The sequence below is a fragment of the Mesorhizobium sp. M0048 genome (genome assembly GCF_040323405.1).
GTDB lineage: Bacteria > Pseudomonadota > Alphaproteobacteria > Rhizobiales > Rhizobiaceae > Mesorhizobium.
Genome location: NZ_JAMYUV010000004.1, coordinates 266,716 through 277,314, shown reverse-complemented (window position 1 = coordinate 277,314; position 10,599 = coordinate 266,716). Strand labels below are relative to the sequence as shown.

Genomic DNA, 10,599 nt, shown 5'->3' with positions numbered 1-10,599 from the left:
GCGACGCATCCACACCAGATACGACCGATGTGCTCACACCTTCCTGTCGGCGATCGCCTTCGCTGCAGCCTTCATCTTCTGGATCAATGAGTCCTGACCCTAGCTACGGACGTGGTTCTTCGATATGCTCTTCTAGTCGAAGGTGAAGGTCATGGACGGAAGGACAGTTCTCATACTCGGCCTTGGCGTCGTTATTCTGCTGTTGCTGGGATTTTGTGCTCTGCCAACGTGATTTTTTGAGCCGGGGTCAATAGCCGGCTGAAGCGATCACTCGCATTGCAATGGTGTCGGCAAGCAACGCCGCAAATATTGCGAAAAGATAAACAATCGAATACGCAAACAGCGCCTTTGCCGGCTTCATCTCCTTGTCGGCGACGAGAACCTTCCAGGCCTGCCAAATGAAACCTGCACCCAACGCGGCTGAAGCAGTGCCGAAATATCCGCTCGCGAAGCCGAAGCCCCAAGGGAGCACGCCGATTGGCGCCAAGAGCAACGAATAGGCGAAGATTTGTTTTCTGGTCGAGTGCTGGCCGGCCACATTCGGCATCATCGGGATGCCGGCCGCGGCATAGTCGCCGACCTTGAAAAGGGCCAGCGCCCAGAAATGAGGCGGCGTCCAGAGGAAAATAATCAGAAACAGAATGAGACTTTCAATGCCGATTGCGCCTGTTGCGGCCGCCCATCCGATCACCGGAGGAAGGGCGCCTGCCGCGCCGCCTATGACGATATTCTGTGGCGTCGAGCGCTTCAGCCACATTGTGTAGATAACGACATAGAAAAAGATGGTGAACGCCAACAACGATGCGGCGAGCCACCCCACCAACACGCCGAGCGTCATGACCGACAGTGCGGAAAGCACCAGACCGAAGCCGAGAGCTTCGCCAGGCGTGACGCGACCGGACGGAATTGGTCGCTTGGACGTGCGAGACATCAAGGCGTCTATGTCTGCGTCGTACCACATATTGAGCGCGCCGGCGGCTCCCGCTCCAACCGCGATTGCGCCGATGGCGATTACGGCGATAACTGGATTCATCACGCCGGGCGCCATCATCAGGCCGACGAAGGCAGTAAACACTGCAAGCGCCATGACCCGTGGTTTCAAGAGCGCAATGAAATCACCCGCCGTCGCCTCCGAGAGGCGGATGCCGGTATCCTTGAGACGGCTTTCTTCAGTCGACATTCAGACGACCACCGATGGGAACGGCAGCCTAGCCGGCCAATGTCTTTTTTGCAACGAGCCGCCCTCCCCACCGACACTGCCGACAGATTGCGGCCGAGGCTATGCCTCGACCTGTTTGCGATACCAAGATCCGGCGGAAGAGCCGCGTTATTTGGAGAATTGCTTCAGGTAGGCAATGACATTGGCGATGTCCTCGTCTTTCTTGAGGCCGGGAAACGCCATCTTCGTTCCTTTGACCATCGCCTTGGGATCGCGAAGATAGGTCGTCAGCGTGGCTTCGTCCCATTTGACGCCCGACTTGCCGGCCTCGGTCATCGCCTTGGAATAGCTGAACCCCGGATGAGTCCCGGCCGTTCGGCCGATGACGCCGTTCAACGACGGACCGACCTTGTTCTGGTCCTTGTCTGCGACGTGGCAGACCTTGCATTTGGCGAAGACCTTCTCACCCGCCGCCGCATCCTGTGCCCGCGAGGGGCCGGCAATGACGGTGGCGACGGACATTACGATAAAAAACACAATGGCACGCATGGCATTTCCTCCCTGATCGCCAATTTGCCCTGGCTGACCTGCGCAGGCCCACCTTTAGTCCGCTGGCATGCGCTCTTGAATGGCAGAACGGATATCCACTGCCTGGAGTTGCGGCACCTACATACCACGGAACCCGGCCGGCAGGTAGAGTTCGATCATGCAATGGATTAATGCGGACAATCCGCTCAAGGCAATTTGGTGTTGCAGGTGGCGGCGATCCGGCCGACCGCCTCTTCAACTCCGGCGAGGTCAAACTCGGCTTTGCCGCGCCCCGACAGCAGCCCGAACCGCCAGGACAGCAGCAGCCGGTCCGCGGAAATCAGTCGCCTGATGCCGTCAGCACCGTCGCGGACCAGCATCCTGCTGTGCGGCCCGACCAACCAGCTTTCGTTGAGCTTGGCGGATTGATCGACAGTCACCGACATGGCGATGGTTCGGCTGGCGGAAACGGTGTCGCTCAGCTGCAGCCATTCGCTCCAACGCGGTTCGCCGGCTGTCCGGCAGGCGATCGTCAAAACCGGGCTGTAGCTCAATGCGCCGCCGCCGGTGATGAGCTTGTTGGTCGCGTAAAGCGAGGCGGTGACAAGGCCATCGCTGCTCTTGTCGAACCGCCAGTTGGCGAGAACCGTATCAGCCTGGGCACTGCCGCAGACCGACGCAAGCAGGAACGCCGCCGCCACGCTTCCGATACCGAAGAACTGTCTCAACGATGCCTCCAACAACCGCTGCGATTCCGCAACCCAGCGCAGATAATCATCAAAGTTTCGTATCGCTACCTCGACCGCCAGATACGTGAAATCCGTTGCGTCTGCGCCACAACGAAAAAGGCCGCCTCGAGAAGGCGGCCTTTCGGAATACAACAGGGACGTTATTCAGGGTCCTTGGCGGCCTTCTTCTTCGGCGCGGCCTTTTTCTTCGGCTCTTCGGCGTCGTCGTCGGCCTTCTTTGCGTCCGCTTTTTTCGCAGCCGCCTTCTTCGCCGGCTTGGCCTTGGTTGTCTCCGTATCCTCGTCGTCGGCCAGCAGCTCTTCCTTGCCGACCTTGACATCGGTGACCGAAATCTGGCCGAGCAGATGGTCGACCACCTTCTCTTCGAACATCGGCGCGCGCAACGTGTTCAGCGCTTCGGGATTGTTGCGATAGAATTCGAAGGCTTCCTGCTGCTGGTTGGCCGGATAGCGGCGTACCTGCTCGAACAGGCCGCGCTGCAGTTCCTCGTCCGTCACCGTGACGCCGGCCTTCTCGCCGATTTCGGCGAGAACCAGGCCGAGACGCACGCGGCGCTCGGCAAGCCGCATATATTCAGCACGCGCTTCTTCTTCCGTCGTCTCTTCGTCGGCAAAGGTGCGCCCGGCAGCTTCGAGATCGCGATTGACCTGATTCCAGATGTTGTTGAATTCGGCCTCGACGAGCTTGGACGGCGCCTCGAACGAGTAGGCAGCGTCGAGCTGGTCGAGCAACTGCCGCTTGACTTTCTGGCGCGTTATCGAGCCGAACTGGTTCTCGATCTGACCGCGCACCACCTCGCGCAGGCGCTCCAGCGATTCCAGGCCGAGATTCTTGGCCATCTCGTCGTTGATCTCAAGCGCGCCGGGCTTCGACACTTCCTTGACCGTCACGTCAAAAGTGGCTTCCTTGCCGGCCAGATGCGCCGCCTGGTAGTTTTCCGGGAAGGTAACCGTGACCTGCTTCTCGTCGCCGGCCTTGCTGCCGACCAGCTGGTCCTCGAAGCCGGGGATGAATTCCTTCGAGCCGAGCACCAGCGGCTGATCGGTGCCGGCGCCGCCGTTGAAGGCTTCGCCGTCGATCTTGCCGACGTAATCGATGGTCACGCGGTCGCCCTCGGCGGCCTTGCCGGTCTTCGGCTCGTAAGTGCGGGCAGATTCAGCGACACGCTTGACCTGCTCATCGATCTCTTCATCCGGCACGTCGAACACCTGGCGCGTCACCTTGATGTCGGAGAAATCCTTGATCTCGATCGGCGGAATGACCTCATAGTTCAGGCGGAACTCGAAGTCGGCACCGCCTGCCAGGATCTTCTCGGCTTCCTTCTCGTCCTCGGTCATGATCACTTCGGGCTGCATGGCAGCCTTTTCGCCGCGCCCAGTGATAATCGAACGGGTCGAGTCATTGAGGATCTCGTTGACCACTTCGGCCATGAACGATTTGCCGTAGACCTTGCGCAGATGCTGCACCGGCACCTTGCCGGGGCGGAAGCCGTTGATGCGGACCTTGTTCCTGGCATCGGAGAGCCGCGCCATCAGCTTGGCTTCCATGTCACCAGCCGGCACAGTGATCTTGATCTCGCGCTTGAGACCGGAGTTGAGCGTTTCGGTGACCTGCATCATAAAACCTTTGTTTCCACCAATGAGGCTGTCAAACGGCCCCTGCCGCTTACAGCCTGCCGGTATGATCTTGCCGGGAATGGCTTTTGGTGCGGGACTTGGCGATCTGTCCGCTCAACGCGGCACAAATCCTCCAGAAATACGCTCCAAAATGTGAATAAGTCTTTGTTTTTCCTACTTCTTATCACATTCTGCAGAAGCGGATCGTCGCGTCCCGTCACATTCGACACGCCTTTTGTCACAGGCGACGCCGATTTTCAACCATCTTTGCATTCCGGCCAATGATGCCGATGTGGGCTCTGACATTGACAGAATGATGGCTACATGGGATTGGCCGGGCAATGCGGATGTGGCGGAATTGGTAGACGCCCTGGATTTAGGTTCCAGTGCCGAAAGGCGTGGGGGTTCGAGTCCCTTCATCCGCACCATCCTTCGCTCTTCGAGCTTCGGGTGGCAGGCCACTCGAAGCTCCTCCGAAGCCCTGGCGAAGGAGGGTCATTGGCAAGGCAGTAGCGCGATCTAATAAAGCGGCTCCTCGAACAGTGTCTTGTCGCCGTCCACCAGCGCCTTGATCTGCGCCGTGCCGTTGGCCGCGATCGCCACGCGGATGCCGAACGGCCGCACCCGCATATCGTTCTGGATCGTTATCCCCTCGCCTTCCGGCAGATAGAAGCGCTCGATGCCGTACTCCGGCGCGATCGTCGTTGCTCCCTGGCTGATATCCCAGCCCTCGGAGACGTGTCCGACGATATCGGCTTCGCCGGATGCTGCCGGCGCCGGCGCTTGCCCGAACCAAGCCGCGGTCGGCCCCCAATAGCCATCACCGCCCTGCTTCAGCCTGACCACGATCGACGTTTCCTCGCTGGAAAGCTTGCCGGCCGGAATGTTGCCGATCAGTTTCACCGGTATGCGCGAAATATCGTAGCCGAGCAGAATGTAGTCACCGCGCAAGAGATCGCGCGGATCGATCGGCTCGACCCTGAGCAGGACCTGCTTGCCATCGCGCAGGATCGCCGCGCGTCCGGCGATGATCCAGCTCAGAAAGCCGATCTGGACGAGCGCCAGGACCAGCGCCGAGATGATCAGTCTTTTGCCGGTCATCATGCCGCCGCTCCTGTCATGTTCGAGGCGTTCATGCGCTTTTCTATGCGGATAATAATGAAAGCAAGAACGGCGAGAAGCACCGCCGCCGCAAGGAAGAAGCCTGCCGTGTCGAGCATTGATTGCAGCATCACCACATAGATGACGGCGAGTTCGAAGGCGAAGCCGGCATAGGCAACCCAGCGCAGTCCCCGGCTCTCGCGGCCGCCCAGCACGATCGCCGCGACGATGCCGGCCAGCGCAACAGCCGAGGCAATGGCGAAGCCGCTATTGTAGCTGCTTTCATCCGCCAGTTCGAATTGGATCATCGCCAGGCCGGTGAGAAAGCCGATCAGCGCGTGCAAGGGTAACCTGCCGCCGAGTTGCAAAACCCTCTCGACCGGCCCGGCAGCAAAGATCGCAGCGGTAAAAAGCAGCACCGACGCGGCAACGAGCGGGATGGCGACTTGCAGCGTGTCGTATTCCATGGCCAACAGCACGAGGTAGAAAAGGACCGACAGGATGATCAGGTGGCGCGCCGCCTGGCTGCGCGTCCAGAACGAAACGGCGAACAGAATTAGCGCCATGACCACGAAGAGATGCGGAAATTCCGTGCGCCAGAAGTAGTCGAACCCTCTCAGGAACAGCCAGGCATCGGCGATGCCGACGGCAGCGACGGTCAGCGGGTTTGAGCGCAGCGCCACCGCCGCCAGCGCCGTGCCGGCGCCCCAGGTGATCAAGGCCGAGGCCTCGTCGCCCGACAAATGATACATCTGGCCGATCAGCGCGATCGATCCGCCGAACGCTGCTGCCGCGACGATCCACAGCGCCTCGCCGATCGCCGCATGGTCGCGCATCTTCAGCACCGCCCCGCCGACATAGCCGGCAAGGATAACCGCAAAAAGTGCCGCGACCCGCACCAACCGCGGGATGACTTCCCAGTTGGCGGCGATGAAGATCAGGATAGCGGCGCCGAACAGCAGCGCCGCCATCATCGCCAGGATCGAGCCGAAACTCAGCGATTTGCGTTCGTTTGCCTCGACGTCGCGCGTCAGCGCAACGGCTGTCGGCGCGTCGATCAGGCCGGCCTGTTGCCATCGTGCGATATCCGACCTGACCCGTGACGAATAGCTCGCCATGCCCCTCCCCCTCTGCTTGGTTCCTTTTAGCTTGTCCGGCCAAGCGTTTGACCTAACGGCATTTTCCGATCTGGGCGGAAAACCGGACGCGCGTTAATGTTGCATTGCACAAATTGCATTGCTGCCATGCACCAATAGCGCTTTTAAATCGATATGACCCCACCTATTTTCACGGTGCACACAAAGACGGAATGATCCGAAAGAAAGACGAAACGAGACTACCATGAACCTGATCCGCAACTATCGCAACTGGCGCCGCTATAGGGACACCGTGTCCGAGCTGAGCCGCCTGAGCACCCGTGAACTGACCGATCTCGGCATCAGCCGCAGCGACATTCACTACGTCGCCCGCAAGTCGGTCTAATCCTTCGGGCCGCAAATGGTCCGAACCAGTTTGAAAAGAGAACGACAATGAACCTGATCCGCAACTACCGTAACTGGCGCGTCTACCGCGAGACGGTTACCGAGCTGGGTCGCCTGTCGAACCGCCAGCTCAACGATCTCGGCATCGTCCGCGACGAAATCAAGATGATCGCTCGCAAGGCGATCTAACCACAAGAATTTCGCCAGGGTCGACCTCCTCCCCGACCCTGACGGATACGGTCAGCCTTCACCTCCTCCCGAGGGTTGACCACAAAAACGGCGCCCGCCGGACCTCCTCCCCCGGCGGGCGCTGTTTCCAGGTTGTTTCTAAAAGGGTTTCGCGCCCTTCAAATGGCGAAAAGAATTTCGTCAAAGCCGACCTCCTCCCCGGCAATGACGAATACGGTCGATCTTCACCTCCTCCCGAGGATCGACCAACAAAACGACACCCGCCGGACCTCCTCCCCCGGCGGGTGTTGTTGTTTTGAGGCGGCTTCCCCCGTCAGCCATTCTCCCGCGTGGCAATTGCAATCCTTGCGCCAAGCGACTATTTCGGCGCTCATGAGCAACAATCCCATTCACGTCATCGGCGGCGGTCTCGCCGGCTCCGAAGCCGCCTGGCAGGCGGCCGAAGCCGGCGTTCCCGTTGTCCTGCATGAAATGCGTCCCGTCCGCGGTACCGACGCGCACAAGACCGACGGACTGGCCGAGCTCGTCTGTTCCAATTCCTTCCGCTCCGACGATGCGCAAACCAATGCCGTCGGCCTGCTGCACGCCGAAATGCGGCTGGCCGGTTCACTGATCATGAGCGCCGGCGATGCTCACAAGGTGCCGGCCGGCGGTGCGCTTGCCGTCGACCGCGACGGGTTTTCTGACGCGGTGACCAGAACGCTCGAAACCCATCCGCTCATCACCATCCAGCGTGAGGAAGTGCCCGGCCTGCCGCCGACGGAGTGGGACCAGGCGATCGTTGCCACCGGACCGTTGACAGCGCCGTCGCTCGCCCAGTCGATCGCGGAAGCAACCGGCGCCGACGCGCTCGCCTTCTTCGACGCCATCGCGCCGATCGTCCATTTCGACACGATTGACATGGACATCTGCTGGTTCCAGTCGCGCTACGACAAGGTCGGCCCCGGCGGCACCGGCAAGGACTACATCAACTGCCCGATGGATAAGGAGCAGTACCTTGCCTTCGTGCAGGCGCTGGTCCACGGCCAGAAAACCGAATTCAAGCAATGGGAAGGCACGCCCTATTTCGACGGCTGCCTGCCGATCGAAGTGATGGCCGAGCGCGGCGTCGAGACATTGCGCTACGGGCCGATGAAGCCGATGGGACTGACCAATGCGCATAATTCGTCTGTAAAGGCGTATGCCGTCGTTCAGCTTCGCCAGGACAATGCGCTGGGCACGCTCTATAACATGGTCGGCTTTCAGACCAAGCTGAAGCACGCCGAGCAGGTGCGCATATTCCGCACCATCCCCGGGCTGGAAAACGCCGAGTTCGCCCGCCTCGGCGGCCTGCACCGAAACACCTATATCAATTCGCCGACGCTGCTCGACGCTTCGCTGCAGTTGAAGTCGCGGCCCGGCTTGCGTTTTGCCGGCCAGATCACCGGCTGTGAGGGCTATGTCGAGAGTGCCGCCATCGGCCTGCTCGCCGGGCGTTTCGCCGCCGCCGAAAGGCTTGGCCATGCGCCGTCCCTGCCGCCCTTGACCACCGCTTTCGGCGCGCTGCTCAACCACATCACTGGTGGCCATATTGTCTCTGACGACGAGCCGGGAAAGCGCTCTTTCCAGCCAATGAATGTCAATTTCGGCCTGTTCCCGCCCGTGGAGGCGCCAAAGATCGAAGGCAAGCGGCTGCGCGGCAAGGACAAGACGGTCGCCAAGCGGCACGCGGTGACATCGCGCGCGCTCGCCGACTGCCGCGAATGGCTGGGGCTGCCTGCAACAGCGCAAGCTGCGGAATAGATCTCGGTTTTTGCGGATTTCGCGGCGGAGAAGTAGGATAATATCCTACTTTGTATCGCGAGCCAAATCCCATGGAATCCGCTGAGAAACTGTCCGTCACCGTAACACCCGCCATGGCGCGAATGATCCGCGAAAAGGTCGAGGACGGCTCCTACGGATCGGCGAGCGAGGTCGTCCGCGCGGCTCTTCGCGCCTTCCAGCGCGAAGAGGAAGAACATGCCGAGCGCATGGCCTCGATCCGGGCGCGCGTGAAGGCCTCGATCGAGGACACAAGGCCAAACCTTTCAGGCGAAGAAGTTCGTGCCCGTCTTAGGGAATTCGTCGCGCAGTATTCGAGCCGCGCCGATGATTCGGCGCCTTGAGGTCGAATATCGCGAAGACGCCCAAAATAATTTGGCCGATATTTTCCGGCATATTGTTGAGACTGGTGGAAATCCTGACGTTGCATTGAAATCGTCCTGCGCATCGAAGATCGATGTCAAAACATCGGCAATGCACCGCGTGGCGGCCAGCCGCGCGGCGACATTGCGCCAGGATTGCGAACGGTGCCGTTCGAGCACTCGGCTATCACCCGCCTATGTTGTCGACGATGATGTCGTCCGCATCGTCAACATCTTCTATGGCGGTCGCGACTATGAAATGCTGATGCGCGATGGCGGATCAAGTGATCCATCATGATGGAAACTACTCAGCCGGGCCGATGCTCGCCGCAGGCCGGATTTCCTCATTAGCAATCAGCCTTCACACAGCCGGCCAGCCTTGCGTCGCACGCCGGAACAAGAGCCAATGCCGGCGCAAGGCCGAAAGCCGTACCGCGCCATCAAGCGGTGAATGGCGGGAGCCGTCCATCTGGTCGAGATAGGCGCGCGTCAGAGCCAGCGGCAGAAAGGCCGGGCGCAGTGAAACCGGCAGAGCGAACGCCCCCTGCTCGAAAGCGGAAAGATGCTCGCGTGCCAGCGCGATCATCGCGGCGACCGCGCGTTCCGCGCCCGGCCCGCCGTCACCTGTAACGAACTCTTGCGGCGACGATCCCGCCGCAGCCAAAATATCGGCCGGGACAAAGCACTGTCCCCGCTTGCGATGCAGCGGCAGCAGAAGCAGGAGACCGGTCATCGCCTGCGCACAACCTGCCCTGCCGGCAAGATCGGCAAAGCGCGGCGCTTGGACCGGATCGAGCACCATCGCCGCAAGCTGGATGAGTGCTGCGGCAGTCTCGCCGCAATAGCCTTCGAGGTCGGTGCGTGACGGCATCGGATCGTCATAGAGATCGAAGATGCGCGCTTCGAGCATATTGTCGAAAGCGGCCTTAGGCAGGCGGTGAGCGGAAATCGCCGTCCTCAGCGCGTCCGCCACGGGATGGCCGATCTGAGTCCGATCCTCTTCGGCGGCGATGACGTCGCGCCACCATTGCAGCCGCACCTCGCCCGGCAGCGCCTCGTGGATGCGATCGCGTACGCCGGCGATTTCGGCGTTGAAGGCATAGAGCGAAAACAGCGCGTCACGCTTGTTCTCGGGCGCATAGAGCACGCTGAGATAGCGGTCATGGTCGGCGGCACGCACCGTCTCCATGACGAGTTTGGTGTTTTCGGCCACGTCAGTCGACGGCGATGAGCGCTGCGGCCACGGCGCGATCTTCCGCCAGCAGCACATTATAGGTCCGCACCGCCGCCCCCGTCGACATCGGATCGGCGGAAATGCCCGCTTCTTTCAGTGCCGTACGCAGCGCGGCAGGCAATGGTCTCAGATCCTTGCCGCTGCCAACCAGCAGGATCTCAACCTTGGCGGCCTCGTTGAACAGCTTGGCGAAATCCGCTGCCGTCAGCGCCAACGGATCGGCCGGCTCCCAGCCATAGATGCCCGAAGGCAGGCACAGCAGCGAGCCGCGATGCGACATGTCGGCAAAGCGGAAACCGCCATTGCCGTAAGCCTCGATCGGTGCGCGGCCCGGGAAATGCGCCTCGCGGATGACGATGCCCTTGGCCACTTTTGAGGCA

Annotated in this window: 13 protein-coding genes and 1 tRNA gene; 6 read left to right on the top strand and 8 right to left on the bottom strand. The window is 60.8% G+C overall.

The genetic code is table 11. From position 1 onward, the window contains the following. Nucleotides 1-247 precede the first annotated feature (247 nt). From NKJ84_RS06875 to tig, 4 genes are all read right to left on the bottom strand, one after another. On the bottom strand, nucleotides 248-1,180 hold the full coding sequence (locus tag NKJ84_RS06875; RefSeq protein ID WP_352505863.1) for a heme o synthase: 933 nt from the start codon (nucleotides 1,178-1,180) through the stop codon (nucleotides 248-250). 147 nt (nucleotides 1,181-1,327) lie between these two features. Beyond that, the gene (locus tag NKJ84_RS06870) at nucleotides 1,328-1,681 is read right to left on the bottom strand and encodes a c-type cytochrome (RefSeq protein ID WP_502904012.1); all 354 of its coding nucleotides are present in this window, start codon (nucleotides 1,679-1,681) and stop codon (nucleotides 1,328-1,330) included. A 212-nt stretch (nucleotides 1,682-1,893) separates the two neighbouring features. Next, the gene (locus NKJ84_RS06865) at nucleotides 1,894-2,415 is read right to left on the bottom strand and encodes a hypothetical protein (protein WP_352505861.1); all 522 of its coding nucleotides are present in this window, start codon (nucleotides 2,413-2,415) and stop codon (nucleotides 1,894-1,896) included. Between the two features lie 161 nt (nucleotides 2,416-2,576). Continuing rightward, complete coding sequence (gene tig, locus NKJ84_RS06860) at nucleotides 2,577-4,052, bottom strand: trigger factor (RefSeq protein ID WP_352505870.1); 1,476 nt, start codon at nucleotides 4,050-4,052, stop codon at nucleotides 2,577-2,579. Nucleotides 4,053-4,395: 343 nt separating this feature from the next. Between tig and NKJ84_RS06855 the strand changes: the two genes are divergently transcribed. After that, a tRNA-Leu gene (locus NKJ84_RS06855) sits at nucleotides 4,396-4,480 on the top strand. A gap of 91 nt (nucleotides 4,481-4,571) precedes the next feature. On the opposite strand, the gene NKJ84_RS06850 is transcribed toward NKJ84_RS06855, so the two are convergent. Both NKJ84_RS06850 and NKJ84_RS06845 read right to left on the bottom strand, forming a co-directional pair. Continuing rightward, entirely contained in the window at nucleotides 4,572-5,156 is a 585-nt protein-coding gene (locus NKJ84_RS06850) for a GDYXXLXY domain-containing protein (RefSeq protein WP_352505860.1), read from the bottom strand. Beyond that, nucleotides 5,153-6,271 carry a DUF2157 domain-containing protein gene (locus NKJ84_RS06845; RefSeq protein ID WP_352505859.1) on the bottom strand — a complete coding sequence of 373 codons (1,119 nt, stop codon included), beginning with the start codon at nucleotides 6,269-6,271 and terminating at the stop codon, nucleotides 5,153-5,155. Before NKJ84_RS06845 ends, NKJ84_RS06850 begins: the two co-directional genes overlap by 4 nt. Before the next feature lie 223 nt (nucleotides 6,272-6,494). Here NKJ84_RS06845 and NKJ84_RS06840 point away from each other — a divergent pair, with 223 nt between their 5' ends. The 5 genes from NKJ84_RS06840 (at nucleotide 6,495) to NKJ84_RS06820 (ending at nucleotide 9,283) form a co-directional block, all read left to right on the top strand. Continuing rightward, a complete protein-coding gene (locus NKJ84_RS06840; RefSeq protein ID WP_254818335.1) occupies nucleotides 6,495-6,635 on the top strand; it encodes a DUF1127 domain-containing protein in 141 nt (46 codons plus the stop codon). A gap of 47 nt (nucleotides 6,636-6,682) precedes the next feature. Then, complete coding sequence (locus NKJ84_RS06835) at nucleotides 6,683-6,823, top strand: DUF1127 domain-containing protein (RefSeq protein ID WP_254818334.1); 141 nt, start codon at nucleotides 6,683-6,685, stop codon at nucleotides 6,821-6,823. 372 nt (nucleotides 6,824-7,195) lie between these two features. Beyond that, nucleotides 7,196-8,605 carry a methylenetetrahydrofolate--tRNA-(uracil(54)-C(5))-methyltransferase (FADH(2)-oxidizing) TrmFO gene (gene trmFO / locus NKJ84_RS06830; RefSeq protein WP_352505858.1) on the top strand — a complete coding sequence of 470 codons (1,410 nt, stop codon included), beginning with the start codon at nucleotides 7,196-7,198 and terminating at the stop codon, nucleotides 8,603-8,605. 71 nt (nucleotides 8,606-8,676) lie between these two features. Then, nucleotides 8,677-8,967 carry a type II toxin-antitoxin system ParD family antitoxin gene (locus tag NKJ84_RS06825; RefSeq protein ID WP_352505857.1) on the top strand — a complete coding sequence of 97 codons (291 nt, stop codon included), beginning with the start codon at nucleotides 8,677-8,679 and terminating at the stop codon, nucleotides 8,965-8,967. Further along, nucleotides 8,951-9,283, top strand: a complete 333-nt coding sequence (locus tag NKJ84_RS06820) for a type II toxin-antitoxin system RelE/ParE family toxin (protein ID WP_352505856.1) — start codon at nucleotides 8,951-8,953, stop codon at nucleotides 9,281-9,283. Before NKJ84_RS06825 ends, NKJ84_RS06820 begins: the two co-directional genes overlap by 17 nt. Nucleotides 9,284-9,346: 63 nt before the next feature. Here NKJ84_RS06820 and NKJ84_RS06815 read toward each other — a convergent pair whose 3' ends face one another. Both NKJ84_RS06815 and NKJ84_RS06810 read right to left on the bottom strand, forming a co-directional pair. After that, nucleotides 9,347-10,174, bottom strand: a complete 828-nt coding sequence (locus NKJ84_RS06815) for a phytoene/squalene synthase family protein (protein WP_502896052.1) — start codon at nucleotides 10,172-10,174, stop codon at nucleotides 9,347-9,349. 25 nt (nucleotides 10,175-10,199) lie between these two features. Beyond that, nucleotides 10,200-10,589 carry an Mth938-like domain-containing protein gene (locus NKJ84_RS06810; protein ID WP_352505854.1) on the bottom strand — a complete coding sequence of 130 codons (390 nt, stop codon included), beginning with the start codon at nucleotides 10,587-10,589 and terminating at the stop codon, nucleotides 10,200-10,202. Between the last annotated feature and the right edge of the window lie 10 nt (nucleotides 10,590-10,599).